The sequence below is a fragment of the Chryseobacterium sp. FW101-FHT12H09 genome (assembly GCF_058790395.1).
On the sequence record NZ_JBYTCP010000004.1, the window covers coordinates 431,677 to 456,644 of the forward strand.

Consider the following 24,968-nt stretch of genomic DNA (forward strand, 5'->3'; position numbering starts at 1 on the left):
TGCACAATTCTTATATATTTATAGCATGTTCTATTTAGCGGGAATCTTTATTGCTTATTTTTCTTCTTTTCTCATTTTAGGAAAGAAAAAGAAAGTAAGTGCCGATTATATATTATCATTATGGTTCTTAATTATTGGTATCCATCTGACTTTATTTTTTTTAATTTTCTCCGGAAAATATATACAGATTCCTTATCTACTTGGTTTGGAAATACCCCTACCTTTGATTCATGGGCCTATTTTATATGTTTACATTTTGAGTCTGACAAAACAGAGACCCCGTAGATATCTTTGGAGTTTACATTTTTTACCTGCGCTGGCTATTTATCTTATTTTATGGGATTTTTTCAGACTTCCTCCAAAAGAAAAAATTTCAGTTTATCAGAATGGAGGTCTTATGTATCAGGAGTTAAGAAAGAACATTAATGTATTAATTTATTTATCAGGATTTTTATACATCTGCTTAAGTATTTTTTCATTGCAGAAATATAAAAAGAACATTGCAAAACAGTATTCAAATATTGAAAAGATCAATTTAAACTGGGTATATTATCTTATTATAGGAATTTCAGTAGTCTGGATCTTAATTATTCTAAAAGATGATACCATTACCTTTACATCAGTAGTTGTCTTTGTATTGCTTGCTGCTTATTTTGGAATTAGTAAAGCAGGTATTCTGAATTTACCCGAGATAAAAACCAATATAGAAACAGAAAACATTCCTGAAGAAAGTGAGATTTCTGTTAAATATCAAAAATCCTCATTAAGTGAGGAGGCGATACGGATGATCTATGAGAATCTGGCTTATAAAATGAAATCTGAAAAGCTTTTTAAAGATCCGGAACTCAACTTAAATACGATTGCATCTACACTAGAAATCCATCCCAACATTCTTTCCCAGGTCATCAATTCTATTGAAAATAAAAACTTCTATGATTACATCAACACACAAAGAATTGAAGAATTCAAAAGAATAGCGGTTTTGCCCGAGAATCAAAAATTCACTATTCTTTCTTTAGCTTTGGAAAGTGGATTCAATTCTAAGACTTCTTTTAATAGAAACTTTAAAAAATATGTAAAATGTTCACCCCGTGATTTTTTAAAGGAACAAAATTTAGATATGGAATAATTAATTTCCATCCACCAAGGGATTTTTTCTGCTATACTGTTACTTTAGTATCAACTTCCATTCTGATACTTTTCCTTTCCATCATCACATCGTTTTTCTTTTTTGATATCAACATAGGAATCATTTTTTTCTTTTACCATCAATCTTACCAATTAAGAATTCTTATTTTAACTATGGAAGGAACAAGTCTATAGAAATTAGTCTTTTATTTTCATAAAATTAGTTCCACCTTACGTTTTGGAGCATGTACCTTTTAAATATTCTTCATTTTTGCTAAAACTTTAATCTGTTAAAAGCACTGAAGTTGAATCATTTAAATTACTTTTTGTCATGAAAAACCTCTTATTTATTATTCTCGTTATTTGCGCATTGTTAGTAGGTGCATACCCTCTTATTTATGTATTTGTTGATCACAAACATACCTTTTTAGGCTCTAAACCTTTAGAAATTCTAAACAACCCGGTATGGAGATTTTCATTTTTTTGTCACATCATCTTTGGTGCTGTATCCCTTTTCATCGGATGGAGACAGTTTGGGGCTAAATTTCGAAATAAGCATCTTTCACTACACCGATTAATTGGCAAAACATATATACTATCGGTTATTATAAGTTCATTATCAGGAATTTATATTGGCATTTTTGCCCATGGAGGAATTGTTTCATCAATGGGATTTGTTAGCCTGGGAATCGTTTGGTTTATAACCACTGTTATTGCATTTTTAAAAATTAAAAATGGAGATGTCAGGCAACATCAGAATTTTATGACCTACAGTTACGCCTGCACTTTTGCGGCTGTAACATTAAGGATATTATCACCATTATTAAAATTAGCCATAGAAACTCCGGGACTGTCATATCATATCGTTGCCTGGTTATGTTGGATTCCCAATCTGATGTTTGCTTACTATATCAATAGAAAACGTTCGTACAAAAGTGCTATTCTTGAATAAAAAAATTCGTAGAGGAAACTTTAATATAAAGTATCTGGATTACAATCCGATAGTAACAAATTTAAGCCTTATAAATGTATATTTGTATCCATTGAATTTTATGTTTTTGTCATATTTGAGTTAATATTTTACAATTATGAAAAAGAAGCTTTGCCTACTGCTTATACTATTTTTCTCTTATGGATTATATGCCCAAAGGTTTTATACTCTTGATGATGACGGTCCATATATCGATAGTCTTACACAGGTAATAAAATCAACAAAGTCAGATAGCATAAGGGGAATTAGCAGCTTCAAGCTGGCTGACCTGTTCAGAAGAAGTAAGAAAAATGAATTATCAGATCAGTATCTTCTTATGGCCAACAAGATCGCCCCAAAATATCCTTTTTTAAAAGCCGTTGCCATATATTATAATGCGGCAGGATTAGTAAGTAAAGGTGATTTTGACAACTATGCAAAGCAATTGAAACTGGCTGATAGTGAGCTTAAGAAATATAAAACCAAGGACTCGTATGTCTTGCGGGCATTCATCCTAAAAAATCTATCCCTTGTCTATGTCCTTCAAAATAATGAGGTGGAGGGAATGAAAGTTTTGGTTAATGAGGCTATTCCTTTGGCAAAAAAAGGCGGTGATCTGGAGGTTCTAAGTATTTTATACAAATCCGTTGCCGTTATTTTTATGAATAGTGAGGAAAGGGTTAAAGCTAACAGCTATTTGAAAACAGCTAAAGAATATATCGAGCAAGCAAACACCTCTTCTTACAGCTATCTGGAAACTAAGGCGGACATCTATATCGTAGACGTTGAAAATCTTTGTTTTCTTACCATGACAGCCGAAGCAAAAAAATCACTTGATAAGGCATATAACATTATAAAAAAACATCCTAATTCAAATCTAAGTGGAAGTTATTATACTGCTGAAGGTTATTATTTTTATAAGACAGGACAATTTAACAATTCTCTAAAAAGTTATGATAAAGGTATTGTTAACAGTACCCTTCATAAGGATGTACTTTTAACTAACCGTTTAAAGTTTTCCAAATATCTGCCTCTGAAAGCAATGAACAGACTGGAGGATGCTAAAGATCTTTTGCTCGATCTTATTGGAACTACAACTAATTTTGCTATTGATCAGAGAAACTTTACTAAAGAGCTGGCATTTATTTATGAAGGTCTGGGAGATACTAAAAATGCCTATAAATATCTTTCAAAATACACAGCAATTAATGACAGTTTGAATATTAGTGAATCAAAGGGGAAAATAGCAGCACTGGAAGCTAAATTCAACAAAGTTGAAAACGAAAAAAAAATCAGTATGCTCGAGGCACAGCGTGAACGTGACCGCTTGGTAGCCCAAAACAACAAACTATACTATAGTTTATTGTTTGCTATTTTAGTGATATTGCTGTTATTGGTCATTTTCCTATGGATCAATTCAAAAAATCAGAAAAAAATAGCTGCCCAGCAGTCTCAAAATTATACCCAGAATATAGAGTCTCTGAAAAATCAGAAAGAAATAGATGTAATGCAGGCAATGATCCGGGGAGAAGAGGATGAGCGTAAAAGAATAGCGCGAGACCTTCATGATGGTATTGGAAGTATGCTTTCCTCATTGAAGATTCGTTTTCTGAAGGTAAGTAAATCCTCAGAACCTGCCCCACCTATCGAAATTGAAAACATAAATAATCTTTTGAACAATTCCATTACAGAATTACGACAGATTTCTTTTAATCTTATTCCAGAGACACTTCTTAAATTGGGGCTTGAACATGCATTAAGTGATTTATGCCATATGCTGGAAACAGACGAAATTCGTATCTACTTCCAGTCTAATGAGATCAAGAACAATATCCCTGAAAACATTCAGATCATGATTTACAGGATCGTTCAGGAGCTGCTTAATAACGCTTTGAAACATTCTTCGTGTACAGAAATTCTAGTAGATTGTAGCCAGAATGAATCTCAGTTTTATATTACTGTTGAAGATAATGGTATTGGATTCGATACCACACAGATCAATGACTTTACTGGACAGGGTTTAAAAAATCTTAAAAACAGAGTGGAGTTGCTTAGTGGAAAAATGGATATTCATTCTTCACAGAAAAACAGCACGATCTTTAATATTGAACTATCTATTTAAATTCCGATGACTATGACAAAACCATATAAAACAATAATCGTTGATGATCATCCCATAATTACTGAAGGGCTACAGCTGCTTTTTTCAAACTCAGAAGATATAGAGATCGTCAAAAGTTTTAAAACTGGTGAAGCGCTTTTAAAATATGACAATCTAAATAAAATTGATATTATCCTGCTGGATATATTTCTTCCTGATATCAATGGTATCGATCTGTGTCTGAAAATTAAAAAATTACATCCTAAAACTATTATTTTAGCAATAAGCAGCCAGTCAGAGCGCAGTATTATTTTGCAAATGATAAAAAACGGAGCTCAGGGATATCTGTTGAAAAGCGCCTCAATGGAAGAATTTAAAGACTGCATCAATAAGGCTGCATCCGGACAATTAGCATTCAGTGATGAGGTTGAAAAAATAATTGAAAAGACCAGTATCTATGATCTAAAGACTGTTCCCAGATTGACCCAAAGGGAAAAGGAAATCTTACAGCTTTTAGCGGAAGGAAAATCAACTCAGGAAATATCTGACATTCTATTTTTAAGCTATCTCACCGTACAGACACACAGAAGAAACTTACTGAATAAGTATGGAGTTAGGAATGTTGTTGAACTATTAAAATTCGCTAAAGATAATGGGTTGTAACTCTGCAGTTACCAAGGCCACTACTCTATTTCACAGAATATATAACAAAAAAGTACTATCCAAGGGATAGTACTTCACCACCATAAATAAAAACAATTACTGTTTACTGATTTTTTTCGAAATAGTTTTTCCGTTTTTAAGCTCTCCTTGCACAATGTATATTCCATTGGGAAGGTTTGCCACATCAATTATTTTGTGATTTGGTGTTTTTCGAACAACTTTTCCATCAAGACTTATAATGTTAATATTTTTGATGTCTTCATTTGATTTTATGGTTATAGATTGTGTTGCCGGATTAGGATAAATAACAATCTCATCTTTTGTGCTATCCAAATCTACAGTAGATAGCGTAGAGGAAGATGTAAAATAAGCTAAAGATGGTTGAGTGGTGGTCTGACCATTAATTGTAAAAGTGTTAAATGCGACAGTAAGAACGGGACCATTACTTTCAGTAACCCATTGATAGGACTCATTAACATAGTTAAATGTTGCTCCGCCACTGGCTTGAGATCCATTTCTTATTCTTTTTATTCTAAGCGCATTGGGAAAGGTTCCATTTGGAGTGATAACGGTACCATAACCATCCACTTTAAAACTTTGCTGTCCTGTTTCAGTTGTTCCTGGTGTGCTAAACTGATAGGTATCTGTAAACTCCTGCAGATAATTTACAGGAAACTTATAGTTGATCAAAGGATCTGAATACGTCATGGTTACATTTCCCATTCCACTAAAATTACCGATCGTAGTTGCTTCGGCATCGCTATTAAGTAAATAGTCGTAAGTATCGCTTCCCACAAGTTCAGAAAGTCTGTTAGCAGTTGGAAATCTTGAACAATTTGTCTGCCCTGGACATGGATAAATTTTTGTTGTTATGACAGGAGTTCCTACATAAGAAGAAAAATTCCATGTCTGTCCAGCTCCCGATGGTCCAGGACTTAATGTGCCTGTAGAAACATCAGCATGATAAACATTAGTGGTAACATTAATTTTATCAAGAGCAAGCCTGGTTACAGTAGGCTGTGCAGCAGTCCCAATTCCCATTAATATTAAAGAAGTAAAGATTAATTTTTTCATTATGTATTTATTTTGGTGTTCTATTAGATAACTTTATATCCTGAATTATTCTAAAAATTTAAAATAGGAACAGGTTCTGATGTTACTTACTGTTTCATAAGTTATAGGACAAATTTATCCCGATAAAGACCGCGATCCAATACCTGTAGCAGTGTATAATTCTTTACCTGATATCAGGTAGTCGTGAAAAAATAAATTTTTAACAAACTGACAAACAATAGTTTACACATTTTACAATTAATTCTGTCTAGTTAAATACTTTTCATTGATATCTGTATACTAAATAAATTTATTACTTTCACTCTTCTAAAAATAATTCGTTTATGATACCTTTATCAAAAATTTAACTGATAAAAAGGATTGGCAAAATATTCAAAGTTGTATCAGTTGTAAACAAATTATTATTACTTCAAACTATTTAAATAGATGAAAAAAGCAGGAATTATTGGTTGTGGTTGGTTAGGTTCAAAGATTGCCGAAGTACTCTCAGAAAACTTTGAAATTTATACTACTACGACGACTCCGGATAAAGCAGAACTATTGATATCAAGAGGCTTCCATCCTCATATTATAAACTTCCCTGATTATCTACTGACTGAAAAACACAGACAATGGCAGGTTATTAATGATCTTGAGGTATTAATTATTACCATTCCACTTTCTGGAAAAAGCTGCTGCCCCAGCTCATTGTACAATAGGATTCAAAATTTGCTTTCTTTTATCGGGGATTTTAGTGGCCAGATATTCCTCATGAGCTCAACCGGTGTTTATCCTGATCTTTCCCAGGAATTTACAGAAGAAAATATATCTCCTGATGATATTTCAGGTGAAAGAACGATAAAAAACAGATATCCACAGGTTAACATTCTAAGATTAGCGGGGCTGATGGGAGGTGACAGACTTTTAAGCAAGTATCATGTGTCGAACTTAGAGTTTTTTGCTAATCATATTCATTATGTTGATGTATGTTCGGTAATTGAAAAAATGATCGAGCAGGAATCACAATCCAAAATTTACAATGTAGTTGCACCACTCCATCCTACAAAATCAGAAGTGATCAACGCTCAAAAAAGCATTGACAGTATAAAAGAAATCGGAGAGCCCATAGGGAAAAAAATCTCATCTTCTAAATTAATTTCAGAATTGGATTTCGTATTTAAATATCCGGATCCCAGATATTTCCATGAATTAAGTTCAAAAGAATAGCAAGAAGGATTAAATCTAAACACCAATCACCATATATCATGAACGAAGACAATCAACTATGGAAAAAATTAAAAAACTGGCTTCAACCATTAAAAGCTTCAGTAACTCCTAACCGAGCAACATTAAAAGCCGCTGGCTTTGGCATTCTTATCAGTTCAGTCATCTTTTTTATTTTGGTATCGGCTGACAAATTTTTACCGGCTATAGGTTTTGGTAATTTCATTTTGTTTATACTGATTTCCTTTTTAGTAAGTTATTTTATAGGCTGTATACTTAGCTGGATAGCCGGTTTAATCGGCAAAACACCCCCAAACTTCAGGCAGGCTATAGGTTTTTTATTATTCTTTTTCTTTTATTTAATTCTAATCACTACTACTTTCCGTTGGGTGCTTGTCATTTTTCTTATCCTATTTCCGGCACTCACTTTTGGAGCATTATTTTACTGGAAATCAAAATCAAAATCTAAAACATCATGGTCTTTGAGCCAGAAAATAACCACTAGCCTTTCACTTTTAATTGGAATTTTAGGATTAAGTATAGGCGGTTATCTTTATTTATACACCGGAAGTGTACAGCCTGTTGTAAAAAATTATAAAATGTCCGGCAAACTTCCAACACCTATTGAAGCTGTTAATCCAGCGCTTCCAGGTAAATATAAGGTTGCTTTTTTAACCTATGGATCAGGAAAAGATAAACATCGGGCAATTTATGGCCAAGAGGCACGTATTATAACACCTTCTGTTGACGGGTCACTTCTTCTTAAATCATGGGATGGTATTTCAGGTAAACTACGTACCCGATATTTTGGATTCGACAAGACCCAATTGCCGTTAAATGCAATGGTATGGTATCCTGAAAATTTTAAAGGGCAGGCTCCTTTAGTATTAATTGTTCACGGCAATCATCTAGCACAGGATTGGTCAGAAGAAGGATATGATTATCTGGGGAAACTACTGGCAAGTAAAGGCTATATTGTTGCTTCTGTAGACGAAAATTTCTTAAATACCAGCATTACTGATCTGGATCAAAAAGGCTTTAAGGATGAAAATGGTGCGCGTGGCTGGCTTATGCTTAAACACCTTGAACTCTGGCGAAAATGGAGTAAAGACCCGGCAAATCCATTTTTCAACCGTATCAATATGGATCAGATTGCTTTGATTGGGCATTCAAGAGGTGGTGAAGCGATGTCGCATGCTGCTTTATTTAATAAGCTTCCTTACTTTCCAGATAACGCTAATGAAGTATTTGATTTTAATTTCAATATAAAAGCATATGTAGCTATTGCTCCGGTTGATGGACAATACCAACCCGCATCTATATTAGCGCCTTTAAAGGACATTAATTATTTCGTTATTCAGGGCGTTCATGATATGGATATGCAATCTTACGGTGGCCTCGCTACTTACAAACGAATTCAATATTCATCAGATTACCAAGGATTTAAAGCTGGCTTATATGTCAATCAGGCTAACCATGGCCAATTCAATACTTCCTGGGGAAGTTATGATTCAAGCAGTCCATATATTAATCAATTTAATATGACCCATCTGATGCCTGAAAAGGAACAGCAACAGATTGCCAAAGTCTATATCAGTGCATTTTTAGATGTGAATCTAAAAGGAGAAATGGTATATAAACCTCTTTTTGTTGATTACCGTTATGGTCGTAAATGGCTTCCCAATCATATTTATTTCAATCAATTTGAAAATAGTGAGACTCTATTTGTTGCCCGTTATGAGGAAGATCTTAATTTATCTACTGCAACCTTACAGGGTGTAAGCATTAACATAGAAAATCTAACCTTATGGAGAGAAGCACAACAGAAGCTGATCTGGAATAGTGAGATTTCCAGGGCAGCCTATATCGGCTGGAATCATAAAGAAACATCAAATAAACCCGGCAGATATACCTTTAATTTTAATGAAAATATTGGTCAGGATTTAAAAGGACGAGCATTGGCATTCAATCTGGCAGAAAGTGATGAGCCTTCTGTAGCGCCTAAAAAGGAACAAAAGAACAAAAAAGATAAAAAGGAAAATCCTGTAAAAGGAGATCAGCAAAAACAGGCGATCGACTTTAGTATTGAGCTTACAGATCAAAAAGGCACACATGTTCGTTTTCTTTTGAGTGAATGCGCTCCATTGCAACCTCAGCTGAAAAAGAACCTGACCAAGTTTAGCTTTTTTAATGATAATGGAGATGCAGAATCAATTCCGGATTATTTCTATTTTGATCTTGATATCCTTCAAAAAAAATATCCAACAATGGATTTAAACAGTCTGAAGTCTATTTCTTTTATTTTTGATAAGAGTCCGGAAGGAGCGATTATTTTAGATGATGTAAGCTTTGTTAAACTTTCTGGTCCTTCAAATTAGTCAATTAAAATCACATCTATTAAAAAACCTTATAATGGATATTAAGAACTTTGCCGCTCAGTAGATTAATTCCTGGAACTCTCATGATTTGGAGGATATACTAAGTCATTACGCTGATGATATTGAGATCACAACGCCCATGATCAAAACATTTACTTCTGGTGAGGATACGTTGAAAGGAAAAGAAGCTGTTAAAAGGTATTGGGAGAAAGCCCTGGAAAAAGTGCCGGACTTGCATTTTGAGCTTTATGAAGTAACGTACGGGATTAATTCTATTGCACTCTATTATCAATCAATCATGAATAAAAAAGCAATGGAGGTTATGTTTTTTAATGAAGAAGGGAAAGTAAATAAAATGTTTGCATTTTATACAGACTAGCAATACACATATCTGATAAACAATACGATTAACAAAATGGAAGATAAAAAAGCATTACTTATCATAGACCTTCAAAATGATTATTTTGAGGGCGGTGCCAACGCTTTACAGGGAAGCCTTGAAGCGAGTGTAAATGCTAAAAAATTATTGGAGAATTTCAGGGAAAAATCACTTCCTGTTATTCATGTTCAACATTTTTCAACCAGAGCCGGCTCGGCATTTTTCATCCCTCATACTAAAGGTGTCGAGATCCATGAAAATGTAACCCCAATAGATGGAGAGAAAATAATTGTTAAAAATTACCCTAACAGCTTTCATCAAACAGACTTGCTCGAGTATCTCAGAACAAATGAGATCATAGAATTGGTCATTTGCGGTATGATGACACATATGTGTGTTGATTCAACGACCAGAGCAGCAAAAGATTTTGATTTTACCTGTACGTTAATTGGTGATGCCTGTGCAACAAAAGATCTCGAGATCCAAGGGCAAAATGTCGCGGCTGGCGAAGTACACAAATCTTTCCTGGCAGCATTAAGCTACTTTTATTCTACGGTTAAAAACACGGATGAATATTTAAATGAAATTTAATAACGATAAACCAAAATATCCAATCATTGATTGGATATTCTATTATAAAAGTCTTATCCGTTCTTCTTCTAAATCGATCTGATAGATTTGCCAGTTTATATATTCTTCGTGTAATTCAGGATCATCCTTGAGGCCTGCTACGAACTGGCGTTGACCTTCCAATAGTTCTAAATAATTTTGTTTGGCAGATTCTGTCATTCTCAAATGCTCAGGTTGACTTATTTTATATTCCCACTGATCAATCATTTTTTGCAGATGAGGATCGTTATAGAGACCTTTTTTTTGTTTCTCTTTCAGCACCCGTATCGTTTCTACCACAAGGTGGTTTTTTACTTTCATCTTTGCATCATCTTCAGACAGTTCCCTGCCATAATCAAAGAGTTTGGAACGTTTAATAAAATACGGAAGCGTAAGCCCCTGAATTAAAAGAGTCAGTAAGATAACGGTGAATGTGATAAATAAAATAAGGTTTCGGTGTGGGAAAGGCTCCCCATTAGGCAAAGCCAAAGGAATAGATAAGGCAGCAGCCAAAGATACCACTCCCCTCATTCCTGTCCAACCCAGCAATAAAGGCATCCCAAGTCTTCTGCGCCTGCTTAAGCCTCTTCCAGGAGTTACACTTGGCCTAAATAAGATTGTAGCGATCATTGCTCCATAAGATGAAATCATTCTGGTGGCAATTAAAATAGCAGTAACCAAGCCGCCATAAAAAATAGCTTTACTTAAAGGTATTCCATCAGCCCGTAATCCTTTCACAATTTCAGGAAGGGCTAAACCAATAATCATAAATACGATTCCATTTAGAATAAATATTAAAGCCTCCCAGAAGCTAAAGCCCTTAATCCTGCTGGAACTGCTTAAAAAAGAAAGCCTATTACTGGATAAAAGTAAACCGCCCGCTACAACCGCCAGTACACCGGAACTGTGTACCTGTTCAGCGGCCCAATAAAGTAAATAAGGTTCAACAAGGGTAAATACAATATCAGAAGGTGCATCTGTAGGTAACCTTTTATGTGCTTGTATAAATAACCAACCACCAATAAGACCAATACCAATACCACCAATTACCATCCATGAAAACTCAACAATTGCGGTCTGAAAAATAAACTGTCCGGTACCTACAGCCACTAAGGCAAACCTAACAATAATAAGTGATGAGGCGTCATTAAGCAAACTCTCCCCTTCTAATATAGCCGATGTTGCCTTAGGAATTTTTACAAATTTCATAATGGCTCCAGTACTCACAGCATCTGGAGGTGATACAATCCCACCCAGTAAAAAGCCTAATGCTAATGTAAAACCAGGAATGAAATAATTGGTAAGTAAAGCAACAGTGAGTGCCGAAAAAAAGACAACGACAAAAGCAAAACTACTGATAATACGCCACCACTTTTTCATTTCCTTAAAAGAAATACTCCATGCTGCTTCAAATAAAAGTGGGGGTAAAAAAATGAAAAAAATCAAATTCGGATCTATCTGTATCGTTGGTAACCCCGGAATGAAACTGATCAGTAATCCTACAACAACAAGAAGTATAGGATAGGCAATCTTTAGTTTTCCTGCCAGCATTTCGATCAATACAATTAACACAATAAGTGCCAACATGAAAGGTAATAATTCGTGCATATTTTTGAAAAAAGTTATTTGAATAAAACAATATAAGACTAAGCAGATACTAAAAATAAGGTTTTAACAGATTACTTTCAAGAAAAATTATGTATCCCTCTTTAAATCAGCTTTTATTCTCTTTTGTCAAAAAAATAAAACCTTACATTTATAAAACATTATGTATTATTCTTTTACAAAAAACGAGAAGAAAAAGATTATTATTTATTCTGATAAAATATTTTCAATACGATGAAAACAGTAGAAATTCTTACTGATAAAGGCCATTCTATTTCTGCAAATATTTTTGATTCTCCAGGAAACAGTACCATCCTCATCATATCTTCTGCTACCGGAGTAAAACAATCCTATTATAAAAAATTTGCCCAATTCATATGCGAAAAAGGAATTTCAGTTATTACGTTTGACTATTTAGGAATTGGAAAATCTCTTAAACAACCTCTTAAAAATTTAAACAATAATGCTGTCGACTGGGGTAATACAGACTTGACCTCTGTTATAGAGTTTTCAGAAAAAAATTACCCGGATTCTAAGATCACTTTATTGGGACACAGTATAGGTGGGCAACTGATTGGATTATCAAAATCAGCTTCAAAAGCTCATAAAATCATTCTCGTGGCCGCACAAAGTGGATACTGGAAATTTTGGAATGGATTTGAAAGATATAAATTATGGACCTATTGGACGATTCTCTTTCCAGTCCTTATTAAAGTTTTTGGCTATTTACCCTCAAAGAGAATCAGCGGAATGGAAAATCTTCCTAAAAATGTTGCAAAACAATGGATGAAATGGTGTTTATCTCCAGAATATCTTTTTGAAAACACAGCAGAAGAAGACTTGTTCTTTAAAAACATAAAGGTATCTCTGACTTCTATCAGCATTGAAAATGATTATTTCGCTCCTGTTGCAGCAGTAGACTGGCTAACGGCAAGATATGAAGATGCAGATATTACAAGAATTCATCTTGCTTCAAAAGATTTTAATACCAATGATATTGGACATTTTGGAATCTTCAGGGAAAAATTTAAAGACAATATCTGGCTGTTGCTTTTAAAAGAAACAGACTTCAGCGAAAATCAGGATATATAATATTCTATTCATTAATATACCAACAAAAGGAATGATAAGTCTGGCAAAGGAGCATACAGGTTCATCATATTATATGAAAGACAACAATTTACCTTTTCAGAGAAATGTATAAGAAGCTCCTTGAAATGTATAAATAATATCCTCTCGTTTTTAGGAATTTTGTATAGAATTTAAAAAATATCACAATGCAAAAGACCATATTAATCACGGGAGCCTCATCTGGCTTCGGCAGAGAAACAACAAAGCTATTTCAAAAAAACGGATGGAATGTTATTGCTTCCATGCGGTCACCTGAAAAGGAAAATGAGCTAAATAAACTTAATAATGTTTTTGTTACCCAACTTGATGTAACAAATAAACAAAGTATTCAGGAAGCTGTAAATGCAGGAATTAGTCAGTTTGGAAAAATTGATATCCTGCTTAATAATGCCGGATATGGTGCTATTGGTGCTATTGAAGCGGCAACAGATGAACTGATCAAACAACAATTCGATGTAAATCTGTTTGGGCTTATCGATGTAACAAAAGCTGTTTTACCTTTTATGCGCCAAAACAAAGAGGGCGTTATCATCAACATATCATCTATGGGCGGCAAAATAACATTTCCATTTGGTTCCTTGTATCATGCTACAAAGTTTGCTGTGGAAGGACTTACAGAAGCCATGCAATATGAACTCAACCCATTAGGTATTAAACTAAAGCTTATTGAACCTGGCAGTTACAGAACTGATTTTGGTAACCGTTCTCTAGCCATGTTCGGAATTGACGGACTTGAGGATTACAAACCAGGTTTTGATAAATTAACCGCGTTTGCAAGTACTCCGGATCGGGGGAACAAAAACATCAATGAAGTAGCTGAAGCTATTTATGAAGCGGCAACAGACCGCACAGATAAGCTTCGGTATCCTGTAGGGGCCGATGCACTACAGCTTATCCGGGCAAAAGAAGAATCTGGAGATATAGACTTCAAAAAAATGATGATGAGCCATATAGGTTTATGATAATCAACCAATTTGATTATTGTTGGAGTTATCTGTTTATTGTACCTTTATATTGATATTATTCATATGCCAACATACAAAAACATAGCAAGCATTAGCGAGGCACATCAATTAATAGGATTATCTCCACCAAGACATCCGTTAATTTCTGTTTTTGAACTTTCCAAAAATGTCACCAGAGGCTACCGAAGTAAGGATATCTTTTATACATTAGGTTTTTATACTATCTATTGTAAGACCTTCAGAGGTATTTTAAATTACGGCAAAGGCCACTACGATTTTGACGAAGGATCATTGATGTTTACGGCACCAAATCAGGCAATATCACCAGATCCTGATATTAATTGCGAGGAAGGCTGGGGACTTTTCTTTCATCCGGATTTGATCCACTCAACAAATCTGGGCAAACAGATCAATACGTATTCTTTTTTTAATTATGATATAAACGAAGCCCTTCATGTATCAGAAAATGAAAAACTGGATTTGAAAGATTGTTTTTTAAAAATTGAAAAAGAGTATTCACAAAATATAGATAAGCATACCCAATCTCTAATTGTAAACAATCTGGAATTGTTATTGAATTATTGCAATCGCTATTACGACCGCCAGTTTATAACAAGAGAGAAGGTAAGCAAAGATATCGTACAGAAATTTGAGGCATTACTTATAGAATATTTTTCTGTAGAAAGTCTTATTGAGACAGGATTACCATCTGTTAGTTATTTTGCTTCAAAATTAAATCTCTCCACCAATTATCTGTCGGATCTATTAAGCAAATATACAGGAAAAAGTACTATGGAACATATTCACTTGCAACTGGTTGACAGAGCAAAGACCTTGTTATGGGGTTCGGACAGATCCATCAGTGAAATCGCTTATGACTTAGGATTTGAGCACCAGTCTCATTTCACCAAATTGTTTAAAACAAAAACGGGTGTTTCACCAAAAGCATTTAGATTATTAAATTAAAGAAAAATCACATCATCTAAATCTTTTTATCTAAAAAACCGGGTATATACACCCGGTTTTTGTTTAAAATCAGACAAGAACTTTGTAAAATTATATCAGTGTCCTTAATTATTTTTCTGCTATTTCTTTCGCGGCCTTCATAATTACTGCAGCCACTTTTTGAGGTTGAGAGATAAAAACAGCATGACTTCCCTTGATCTCTGTAACTTTAGTATTAGAACGTTTGTACATATTACGTTGGATGTCCGGATGAATACTTTTATCTTCAGTAGCTACTATCCCGTAAGTTGGTTTATTTCTCCATGCTGCATCTGTAATTGGTGTTACAAAACACTGGCCATTGAATGCACCTTGTGAAGCATACATAAAATCAGCTAATTCATTGCTGACATCTGCACAAAAGCCTGCATGAAATTTTGCCTTATCATAATAAACAATCCCTTTTTCATCCGGAGGCAATACTCCATTTTCAGGGGCAGGTTTCATGGTCTGAAACCATTGTAAGGCCGTTTCTCCGTTGTCAGGTTGGAATGCTGCAATATAAACCAGTCCAGCTACTTTTGGATGATTTCCAGCCTGAGTAATAACTGCTCCACCCCATGAGTGCCCAGCAAGAATCGTTGGTCCGTCCTGAGCGTCCAGTGCCAGCTTTGTTGCTTTTACATCATCTTCCAGAGAGGATAATGGATTTTGTACTACAGTAACGTGGTAACCCTGTTTTGTAAGTACGTCATAAACACCTTTATACCCGGAACCATCAGCGAAGGCACCATGTACCAATACTACATTTTTTATAGTCTGTGCATTTACTAATGCAGTGGTGGAAAAAAGAACGGTTGCCAATGCTATGATACCGCTTTTTAATGTACTCATAAAAGTTTGCTTTTTCATTTCTTTAGTTGTTGAAGTTTTTGTTCGAATCAACACCACAAAGATGCGCTGAAAAAGAGGTGCAACCTGTGGGCATATTCCCCGGTTAGTTGTAGTTATTTCCCGTCTTTTGATATTTCAAGTGAATTTCTGAAGTCAGAAGGAGATACACCGGCATTTTTCTTAAAGAAATTGGAGAAATAAGATACATCTTCAAAGCCAAGTTCAAAAGTGATATTCTTTACAGATCTATCGGTATACAGTAAAAGTCTTTTAGCTTCCAGGATGATCCTCGTTTGGATGATCTGTGAAGGTGTTTTTTGATTGTATATTGCAAATAGGTTAGATAAGGTTTTAGGGGATTTAAAAAGTTGTTCTGCATAAAAACTTACTGAATGCTCTTCTTTAAAATTCGCTTCTACCAATAGGTTAAATTTCCTCACAATATGAAACCGGTCTTCCTGACTTTTCAGAACCGGGATATACTCTGATTTGGCCAGCCCTGTCACATAAATGATCAGTCGCTTCAGTAACACGAGCAGCATCTCATTTTGAATAAGATCAGAAGTCCCGAATTCTTCGATGAAAATATCCGATAACAACTGTAATTTTTTCTGAGCAGATTCATCCAGTTTTACAAGCATATGATCTGTACTGCTGAATAAAAATCCAACACAACTCACCTCACTATCATGATCAATAATACAATAGAATTCCCGATTAAACTGCCATACAATAATATTTGAAGAGTCTTCAAAACTGAAAGTCTGATTAAACAAAAGGGTCAGCAAAGAATGGGAAGGAAATTCATATTCCTTTCCATCAACTGTAACCTGCTGACTTTTTCCAGGATTCCAGGCAATAGTAAAGTATTTATTAAACCTGTCTCTGGTAAAAAACAACCGGTCAAAACCAGGTTCGTCTCTAAAGAACATTAATTCGCCACCCGTATTTTCTTCCTTTATTTTAAGTTTCATGGTTTATATATTCTGACCTTAAAAATACAAAACCAGAAGAGGAACTCAAAAAAGAAATCCAGTTACTGTGTTCATTTTTTATTCATTATTTGAAATATTGGTGTTTTTACTAATTTGGGTTTATACTTATTAAAGAATACCGTTATGAAAATATCATTCTCTATTGTTAACATTTTGCAAAGTATCCGTTAATTATCGTTTCGATAGAAAAAATTATGCTAATTTCACATTAAAATATAGCTTAAGAAAGGTTAAAAAAAGACAACTTTATAAGCTTAGAAGTTATTGACTTCTATCTTTATTTGTGTTTCAATCCAACTAGTACAAAATGCCTAAAAAATATATCCTACCATCTGAATTATCCTGGTTATCTTTTAATGACTGTGTTTTACAGGAAGCCGCTGATAAAACAAATCCTTTATACGAAAGAATAAAATTTCTTGCCATTCATTCCTCTAATCTGGATGAATTTTATCGTGTAAAGATCAGTGATCTGCATTCAATTCCTGAAAAGATCACATTGTTTGAAAAAGTGAAAAAGGAAATAAACCGTCAACAGAATAAATTTGGTTCCATATGGAAGGAACAAATCGTTCCGGAATTAGAGGATAGCAAAATTATCTATTACGAAAAGCAACCATTACTTCCTTTGCATTCGGATGAGATTGAAAGTTATTTTAAAACAACCATTCTTTCTTACATACAGATCGTTTATCTCTCTGAAGACGAAAAGCAGGAATATTTTTTGAATAACCGGCAGCTTTATTTACTTATTAAATTAAAGGCAAAAAATGGTGAAATCAGATATTGCTATATCAATATTCCTTCAGATAAACTGAACCGGTACAAAATATTAAGCAGTCATAAAGGAAAAAGTTATATCATCTCTATAGATACCATTATCAAACGGTGTCTGCACTACATATTTACCGATCAGGAAATTATCACAGCCTTTGCCATTAAACTCAACAGGGATGAAAATTACCAGATCGATGACGAAGCAAGCGGAAATCTAGTATCTAAAATAAAAAAGAAGGTTCTTGAGCGAAAATCAGGTTCATCAACACGTTTTTTATATGATTTCAATATGCCTGAGGATCTATTGATTCTTTGTAAAAAATCCTTTAATCTTAAAGAGGATGAAATGATTGTGGGTGGGACCCATCATAATTTTTTTGATTTGTTTAAATTCCCGAATCCCAATTTTCCAAATCTTCAAAATGAGAACTTTCCACCGGCAAAACATATCCCTTTTGAAAGTAAAAGATCAATGTTTGACATTATTGATAATGAAAACCAACTGATTCATTTTCCTTATCAATCTTATCATTATGTTCTACAGTTCTTTAATGAAGCTGCTATTCATAAAGACATCACGGAAATAAAGGTAACGTTATACAGAATATCCTCACAATCACTCATCGCCAATGCCCTTATCAGTGCTGCAAAAAACGGAAAAAAAGTAACTGTTTTTGTAGAAGTAAAAGCACGATTTGATGAAAATAACAATCTGTTCTGGGCTAATGAGATGCAAAAGGCAGGAATTAAAATCATTTACAGCATGCCCAACCTGAAGGTACACGCGAAAGTAGCATTGTTTACTTTGAAAAACGAAAAAAAAACAAAAAATTACGCCTACCTTTCCACAGGAAACTTCAATGAAAACACTGCAGAAACATACACTGATTTTGGTCTTTTCACCTCTGAAAAAGAATATACAGAAGACTTAAAACAGGTATTTCGTTTTTTTAGAACCAAAGAGAAAAAATACATTATTTCTAATTTATGGGTGGCAGGATTTAATCTGAAAGAAAATATTCTAAAACATATTGATATTGAGATCCAAAACGCCGAAAATGGTAAGAAAGCGGCTATATTTCTAAAGGTTAACGGATTGAATGACAAAGATATTATCAGTAAATTAATTGAAGCCAATAATTCAAAAGTTGAAATTACCCTTATTGTAAGAGGTATCTGTACATTATTACCTGGAATCAAGGGATATACCGAAAACATCAAAATTTACAGGATCGTAGACCGTTTTCTGGAGCATTCACGTATTTATAAATTTCATAACGATGGTGAAGAAAAAATTTATCTTTCTTCTGCAGATATGCTCAGCAGAAACCTGAACCGTAGGATAGAAGTCGCTTTTCCGATTACAGATAAAAAAATGATGCAAGAGATCGATACGATCATAAAAATGCAACTTAATGATAACACCAAAAAGAGGATATTAAATAACAAAGGTCAAAGTATCTCACAATATCAGCCCGAGCAATTACAAAACGCATCCCAAAAGGAAACTTATCTTTGGTATAAAAAGAAAGAAGAAAAGCTAAAAAAGGAATGAAAATCTGGCAAACAGCATCATTACTCAGTTGGTCATAAAGTCTACCAAATTTCTATTTATGTGATGTGGGTCACATAACTATCTTATTAATTCTGTTGACATTTGTATGAGAAAGAGGTGAAAAATTTGAAGCCTTAATTAACCATCATACATTTTATAAAATGGAAACAATAAATAATAAAATTGGTATGCCTGTACTCGGATTTGGAACATTAATTCCTGATCCCGTTCTTACGGTAAGTGCAACTATAGATGCTTTAGAAGCTGGATTTCGACACTTCGACTGTGCCGAGCGATATCAAAATGAACGCGAAGTAGGGAAAGCGTTACGTGAAGGACTTGCGACAACAGGTATTAAACGTGAAGAGATCTTTGTTACAGGAAAGTTATGGAATACCAACCATCGTCCCGATCGCGTTGAGGCCGCATTTGAAGCAAGCTTGGAACGATTGGGTCTTGATTATATGGATGCCTATCTTATTCACACTCCATTTGCCTTTCAACCGGGAGATGATCAGGATCCACGGGATGAAAATGGCCATACAATTTATGACCATGAAATCACGTTATCAGACACCTGGAGGACTATGGAAAATCTTGTAGACGATGGTAAAGTCCGCCATATCGGATTGTCTGATGTCAGCTTGGAAATACTTTCCTCTATTTACCAATCAGCAAGAATCAAACCCACTGTAGTTCAGATCGAATCACACCCCTATTTACCGGAAACAGAACTTCTAAATTTCTGCAAAGAAAATGATATTGTGTTCTTGGCTTTTGCACCATTAGGTCATGGAATAAGACCTGGGTTACTTGAAGATCCTACCATCTTAAAGATTGCTGTTCGAATTGGAAAAACGCCAGCACAGGTATTATTAGGTTGGGCAGCCCAACGTGGAACAGCTTTGCTTACCACACCAAAAACTAAGGCTCGTGCACAGGAGAATTTTGATGTGGATTTCCTGCCACAAGATGCTTTTGATGAGATTAACAGCATTCAGATCCGACAAAGATATAATCAGGTTGTGAAAACCGGAGTTCCTGGTTTTATTGCAAGGATTGACTAAGCTGAAATCAAAAAAAAATCAAAACTAAATGGTTCTAAAATTCACTGTTTTTCAGACAATAAATTTTATCTCCTTTTTTTAGCATAACCTTTTTTCAGGTATTATTATTTTTTCTACATCAATATACCATCGATTGGCTGTATGGGCTTAGGAAGTTCGGTTTCTCCTAACATCTGCAGCAGATCGATCTCAATGGTCCTGCAAATAGAAAGCATGGGTATATCGGTTGCTAATCCTTCGAATGGATTTTCAGAATAATCACCTATCAGTTCCATCATTACATAAACCCAGCCCACAACCGTTCCAAATGGAACCATCAACCAAATACCAGCCTCACCCAGTTTTTCAAATTCAGCTACAATACCAAGAGGTAGTAAAAAAATAAAAATACAGATAAAGATAAAGCTTAAACTGGCATACTGCCGGGGTAAAGGAAACTTTTTTATGCGTTCTGCCCTACCTTGATGCTCATAAAAATCACAAAGAACCTTCTGCATATCAAGTTGTCTCCTCATGTGCAGATGTTCTTTCTCTTCCTGTTCTGCCAAATACTGCGATTGTAGATTTATAATTTGTGTGGCAGCATTAGCAGCATCCTTCCATTGGTCAGCAGTTGAAAAATAATCTAATTTTTGTTTTTCATTTAAATAGTCCTTATACATTCCAATCCCATACAATTCTCTTCGCTTTACTCCAACTTTACCAAACAACCATTTCAAACTGGCATGCTCCCACTGGGTAGGTACCAATAATTGTTCTCTTAAAATATACAGCCACGCAATATGCTGATATATTAGTTTGGTTTTTATGTTCCTGTGTTCACTAGATGAAAGTTGGCTATGACCTACATAAGCATTCACCAGTACTCCCCAGCTTCGACTGCTGTTAACAATAGCTCCCCATATTTTACGGGCTTCCCAAACTCTGTCATAGGACTGATTATTTTTAAATCCTACATAAAAAGCTACCGCAGTTCCAATAAGTGATAATGGCAACGATGGGATAGAAATCCATTTCCAATCCAAAATATCGTATAGGAATGCAATAAAAAGCATATACAGGACCAGCCACCATAAATGGTGTCCTGCAAATTCGAATAATTTTTTTAGAGTAATGTTTTTTTTAACAAGCATCTTTGTGTGTTTTTCACGTACAATATAACAAAACATTTATGTTTATTACAACTTATACTGCCCACACTAGTAAGAATTACCAAATACGCACCCTCTTTTCAGGCGATAGGTATAACTTGTCTTCTGGATTTATATTGAAAGCCTTATACCATGCATTCATATTTCTTACAACGCCATTTACACGGTACTCTGCAGGCGCATGATAGTTCTGTGATACGTTCATCCGATAGGCTTCCGGAGTATAAAGGCTACGATTAACCTGAGCGAAAGATAGAAAATAGCGCTGATCACCAGTATATCCATTTAAAACACGTTGTTGATCGGCATAATCTTTACAATACAGTTGATAAGCTTCATAGGCAACTTCAGCCCCAGTAAGATCCCCAATATTCTCTCCTAGCGTTTGTTTTCCATTGATATGGATTCCATCTAAAGGTGAAAATGAATCATACTGTTCTATAAGTAGTTTAGTTCGCTCTTCGAATTGTTTTCGGGTCTGATTAGTCCACCAATCATGAACCAGTCCCTGTCCATCAAATCTTGACCCTTCATCATCAAAACAGTGTCCCAATTCATGTCCTATTATAGCACCAATGGCGCCAAAGTTTACAGCCGGATCAGCAAATGGATCAAAAAACGGTGGTTGTAAGATACCTGCAGGAAATTCTATGGAATTATATAATTTACTACTGGTTGCATCAACAGTTTGCGGAACCTGATACCAATCTTTACTAGTAAAGACTTTTTGAAGGAGTGAACGTTCATAATCCCAGTTGGCTTTTGCAATAAGTTGCTCATTACCAATAGGATCTTTAGCGTCAAATTTGATTGATGAGTAATCCCGCCAAACTTCAGGATACCCTATCCTTACAGTTACTGCATCTAATTTAGCTTTTGCTTCCTTTCTACTGCTTTCATCGAGCCAATCCAGATTGTCAAGTCTGACTGCAAATGCTTTACGGATATATCCAACTAAATCCTCGATTCTTTTAAGCGTTTCGCGAGGAAAATACCTTTCTACATATAACTTCCCTACTATTTGCCCCAACCTATTATTAACATATCGAATTGATTTCTGTTCCCTTGAAATATCCTTTGAAATCCCATTTAAAGCAGTAGAATAAAAATCAAACTGACTTTTGCGAAAGTCTTCTGATAAAATAGTAGAATGATTAACGATCCAATGAAATGCTAAATAAGATGACCACACTTCGACAGGAGTTTTTGCAAATAGAGCAGCTTTTGCTTTTATCGCTGAATCTGCCTGCAATATCACTTCACTTACATGATCTACCTGTCTGCTTGCCAGAAAGGTCTTCCAAGGGAAACCCGGAGCATACCTATTCAGTTCTGAAGTAGACAACAGATGTGAATTAATCTTACTATCACGTATTTGTGCTGGTGTCCATTGCATTGATGCTAATTTAGTTTCAAGCTCCAGAATATCATTGGCTCTTTTATCAGCATTTTTTATACCTGCAAGCTGGAAAGTATGAATAATATAATCTTTATAAGCTTTGCGATAACCCGGATAAGGTCCATCTTGTTTTTGATACCACTCAGGTGCAGGCAAACCAATACCACTTTCACTTAATGTAACAAGAAACCTGCTTCTGTCATTTAAATCAGGTCCCGTCCGAATTCCTATAATGGAGAAAGATTTTGGATTTGCCATCCATTTAGCAACATCCTTATAGCTACTTAAGGCAAATATCTGTTCTAAATCCTTTTGAATTGGTTTAATACCCAGTTTATCCATATTTTCAGTATCCAGATAACCTAAGTAAAGTGCACCTATTTGTTTTTGGGAATTATCTGCCCCACTTTTTGCGTCTGATCCTTCATGAATCACCTTGGCTATTCTCTCATTAACCTGATTGCCCACTTCACTATAGTTACTTAGCCCCGAGGATCCTGTCGGAATGGTTTTTGATTTTAACCATCCGTCATTAACATAAGCATAAAAATCATTGCCCGGCAATATTGACTTGCTTATAAACTGAGTTTCAACACCCCAATTACCAAAAGCAGCTTTATCTTTACTAAATTCCGTTGTCTGTGCACCAATGTAACAGGGAAAAGTTGCAGATACTATAATAGTCGTAATAATTTTCACTTCCAATTTCTGAAGTTGAGATGTTATGGAGAGGATTGACAGGCAGTTTCTATAATTCATTGGGTATCCATTGTAATGCCTCCAAGTTACTTCTAGATTTTGAATTTTGATTATATAAATGTCAATAAGAAGCTTTTTTTAGTTTAATTTATCATGACATCTTTATTTCTTCATTATTAAAATTTAGCTGGGAATACTTATAATTTGTTAAATTAGTATCATTTAAATACCTAAATATCACATTATGAAAATATTAAAACCCGTTGAAGCATTTGACAAAGCGGCAAAAATATACCAGGATAAGTTTATGGATGTCAGTTCCTTTGCTGACACTTTTAATTTGTTCTGCGATCATATAACAGCCGATCATGCAGACATTCTGGATATCGCCTGTGGTCCTGGAAATATTACAAAATACCTGTTGGATAGAAAACCCGATTACGATATATTGGGAATTGATTTATCATCAAAAATGCTCGATCTTGCCCAGATCAATAATCCTACTGCTCAATTTCAGCTTATGGACTGTCGGGAAATAAATCAGATTGAAAAGAGATTTAATGGAATCATCTGCGGCTTTTGCCTTCCTTATTTATCTCGTGAGGAAGCTGTTGAGTTAATCGCAAATGTCTCCGGATTATTACAACCTGGTGGTGTATTTTATCTAAGCACTATGGAGGATGACTACAATAAATCGGGATTAATCACATCCAGTTTAGGTGATCAGGTGTATCTTTATTATCATCAGGCAGATTATTTAACCAAAGCATTTCAGGAAAATAACTTTGAGGTTATTCAAACAAAACGTTTTAAATCTACTGATAAGGATGGCGCCACGATTACAGATTTGGTATTGATCGGAAAGTTGATTTGATTGATTCGTATTTCTCCTTGTAATTACTTATATTGAAGAAGTTTCATAATCAATAATCATCGCTAAAAACATTTTATGAATATTAAAAACAAATAATTATGTCATTTACAACTTACATGAAAAACATTGAAGAAAAAACCGGCAAATCACCGGAAGACTTCCAACTTCTTGCAGATGAAAAAGGTTTCACTAAAAACGGTGCTATTAATACAAATATCAAAGCGACTGAAATTATCAACTGGTTAAAGGAAGATTTTGATTTAGGGCACGGACATGCAACAGCAATGTATGCCTATCTTAAAGGCAAACGTGAATAATAGATTATAAGTTAAAGGAGATATTGTAAAAACATCTGAGCTTTTGAACAAATTAATTTTGGACTTTTGAACAAATTTATTCTTCATTT

At 34.6% G+C, this 24,968-nt stretch carries 21 protein-coding genes; 15 read left to right on the forward strand and 6 right to left on the reverse strand.

The window, feature by feature from the left end; all coding sequences use genetic code 11:
• Positions 1–25: 25 nt before the first annotated feature.
• From AC3WRL_RS17640 to AC3WRL_RS17655, 4 genes are all read left to right on the forward strand, one after another.
• On the forward strand, positions 26–1,129 hold the full coding sequence (locus tag AC3WRL_RS17640; RefSeq protein ID WP_492330867.1) for a helix-turn-helix domain-containing protein: 1,104 nt from the start codon (positions 26–28) through the stop codon (positions 1,127–1,129).
• Between the two features lie 330 nt (positions 1,130–1,459).
• Positions 1,460–2,080, forward strand: coding sequence for a DUF2306 domain-containing protein (locus AC3WRL_RS17645; RefSeq protein ID WP_261511960.1), 621 nt, complete (start codon positions 1,460–1,462; stop codon positions 2,078–2,080).
• A 136-nt stretch (positions 2,081–2,216) separates the two neighbouring features.
• The gene (locus tag AC3WRL_RS17650; protein WP_492330868.1) at positions 2,217–4,220 is read left to right on the forward strand and encodes a sensor histidine kinase; all 2,004 of its coding nucleotides are present in this window, start codon (positions 2,217–2,219) and stop codon (positions 4,218–4,220) included.
• Positions 4,221–4,232: 12 nt separating this feature from the next.
• Positions 4,233–4,862 (forward strand): response regulator transcription factor, encoded by a 630-nt coding sequence (locus AC3WRL_RS17655; RefSeq protein WP_214825730.1) that lies wholly within the window; start codon positions 4,233–4,235, stop codon positions 4,860–4,862.
• Between the two features lie 96 nt (positions 4,863–4,958).
• Here the strand turns inward: AC3WRL_RS17655 and AC3WRL_RS17660 are convergent, their stop codons facing one another.
• On the reverse strand, positions 4,959–5,936 hold the full coding sequence (locus AC3WRL_RS17660) for a T9SS type A sorting domain-containing protein (protein ID WP_261511958.1): 978 nt from the start codon (positions 5,934–5,936) through the stop codon (positions 4,959–4,961).
• A 426-nt stretch (positions 5,937–6,362) separates the two neighbouring features.
• On the opposite strand from AC3WRL_RS17660, the gene AC3WRL_RS17665 reads away from it, so the two are divergent.
• The 4 genes from AC3WRL_RS17665 to AC3WRL_RS17680 all read left to right on the forward strand — a co-directional run bounded on the left by AC3WRL_RS17665 (position 6,363) and on the right by AC3WRL_RS17680 (position 10,487).
• On the forward strand, positions 6,363–7,142 hold the full coding sequence (locus tag AC3WRL_RS17665; protein WP_492330869.1) for a Rossmann-fold NAD(P)-binding domain-containing protein: 780 nt from the start codon (positions 6,363–6,365) through the stop codon (positions 7,140–7,142).
• Positions 7,143–7,180: 38 nt separating this feature from the next.
• Entirely contained in the window at positions 7,181–9,517 is a 2,337-nt protein-coding gene (locus AC3WRL_RS17670) for an alpha/beta hydrolase (RefSeq protein ID WP_492330870.1), read from the forward strand.
• A 64-nt stretch (positions 9,518–9,581) separates the two neighbouring features.
• Positions 9,582–9,896 (forward strand): nuclear transport factor 2 family protein, encoded by a 315-nt coding sequence (locus AC3WRL_RS17675; protein ID WP_214826203.1) that lies wholly within the window; start codon positions 9,582–9,584, stop codon positions 9,894–9,896.
• 36 nt (positions 9,897–9,932) lie between these two features.
• Positions 9,933–10,487, forward strand: coding sequence for a cysteine hydrolase family protein (locus tag AC3WRL_RS17680; protein WP_214825736.1), 555 nt, complete (start codon positions 9,933–9,935; stop codon positions 10,485–10,487).
• 42 nt (positions 10,488–10,529) lie between these two features.
• Here AC3WRL_RS17680 and AC3WRL_RS17685 read toward each other — a convergent pair whose 3' ends face one another.
• A complete protein-coding gene (locus tag AC3WRL_RS17685) occupies positions 10,530–12,113 on the reverse strand; it encodes a Na+/H+ antiporter (protein ID WP_214825737.1) in 1,584 nt (527 codons plus the stop codon).
• A gap of 231 nt (positions 12,114–12,344) precedes the next feature.
• Here AC3WRL_RS17685 and AC3WRL_RS17690 point away from each other — a divergent pair, with 231 nt between their 5' ends.
• The 3 genes from AC3WRL_RS17690 (at position 12,345) to AC3WRL_RS17700 (ending at position 15,172) form a co-directional block, all read left to right on the forward strand.
• Positions 12,345–13,202 (forward strand): alpha/beta hydrolase family protein, encoded by an 858-nt coding sequence (locus AC3WRL_RS17690; RefSeq protein WP_492330871.1) that lies wholly within the window; start codon positions 12,345–12,347, stop codon positions 13,200–13,202.
• 185 nt (positions 13,203–13,387) lie between these two features.
• Positions 13,388–14,203 (forward strand): SDR family oxidoreductase, encoded by an 816-nt coding sequence (locus tag AC3WRL_RS17695; RefSeq protein ID WP_214825740.1) that lies wholly within the window; start codon positions 13,388–13,390, stop codon positions 14,201–14,203.
• Between the two features lie 66 nt (positions 14,204–14,269).
• Positions 14,270–15,172, forward strand: coding sequence for a helix-turn-helix domain-containing protein (locus tag AC3WRL_RS17700; RefSeq protein ID WP_214825741.1), 903 nt, complete (start codon positions 14,270–14,272; stop codon positions 15,170–15,172).
• Positions 15,173–15,280: 108 nt separating this feature from the next.
• On the opposite strand, the gene AC3WRL_RS17705 is transcribed toward AC3WRL_RS17700, so the two are convergent.
• Both AC3WRL_RS17705 and AC3WRL_RS17710 read right to left on the reverse strand, forming a co-directional pair.
• The gene (locus tag AC3WRL_RS17705) at positions 15,281–16,045 is read right to left on the reverse strand and encodes an alpha/beta hydrolase (protein ID WP_492330872.1); all 765 of its coding nucleotides are present in this window, start codon (positions 16,043–16,045) and stop codon (positions 15,281–15,283) included.
• A 113-nt stretch (positions 16,046–16,158) separates the two neighbouring features.
• Positions 16,159–17,019 carry a helix-turn-helix domain-containing protein gene (locus tag AC3WRL_RS17710; RefSeq protein WP_214825746.1) on the reverse strand — a complete coding sequence of 287 codons (861 nt, stop codon included), beginning with the start codon at positions 17,017–17,019 and terminating at the stop codon, positions 16,159–16,161.
• Between the two features lie 328 nt (positions 17,020–17,347).
• Here AC3WRL_RS17710 and ppk1 point away from each other — a divergent pair, with 328 nt between their 5' ends.
• Positions 17,348–19,372: a polyphosphate kinase 1 gene (gene ppk1, locus AC3WRL_RS17715; protein WP_261511948.1), complete on the forward strand. Its 2,025-nt coding sequence runs from the start codon at positions 17,348–17,350 to the stop codon at positions 19,370–19,372.
• Between the two features lie 161 nt (positions 19,373–19,533).
• Positions 19,534–20,439, forward strand: a complete 906-nt coding sequence (locus tag AC3WRL_RS17720) for an aldo/keto reductase (RefSeq protein ID WP_492330873.1) — start codon at positions 19,534–19,536, stop codon at positions 20,437–20,439.
• A 113-nt stretch (positions 20,440–20,552) separates the two neighbouring features.
• On the opposite strand, the gene AC3WRL_RS17725 is transcribed toward AC3WRL_RS17720, so the two are convergent.
• Both AC3WRL_RS17725 and AC3WRL_RS17730 read right to left on the reverse strand, forming a co-directional pair.
• Positions 20,553–21,572: a bestrophin family protein gene (locus AC3WRL_RS17725; protein ID WP_261511945.1), complete on the reverse strand. Its 1,020-nt coding sequence runs from the start codon at positions 21,570–21,572 to the stop codon at positions 20,553–20,555.
• A gap of 76 nt (positions 21,573–21,648) precedes the next feature.
• Entirely contained in the window at positions 21,649–23,748 is a 2,100-nt protein-coding gene (locus AC3WRL_RS17730) for a M13 family metallopeptidase (protein ID WP_492330874.1), read from the reverse strand.
• A gap of 184 nt (positions 23,749–23,932) precedes the next feature.
• On the opposite strand from AC3WRL_RS17730, the gene AC3WRL_RS17735 reads away from it, so the two are divergent.
• Both AC3WRL_RS17735 and AC3WRL_RS17740 read left to right on the forward strand, forming a co-directional pair.
• Positions 23,933–24,562 (forward strand): class I SAM-dependent methyltransferase, encoded by a 630-nt coding sequence (locus AC3WRL_RS17735; protein ID WP_214825762.1) that lies wholly within the window; start codon positions 23,933–23,935, stop codon positions 24,560–24,562.
• A gap of 98 nt (positions 24,563–24,660) precedes the next feature.
• Positions 24,661–24,879 carry a DUF4287 domain-containing protein gene (locus tag AC3WRL_RS17740; protein WP_214825764.1) on the forward strand — a complete coding sequence of 73 codons (219 nt, stop codon included), beginning with the start codon at positions 24,661–24,663 and terminating at the stop codon, positions 24,877–24,879.
• Positions 24,880–24,968 lie beyond the last annotated feature (89 nt).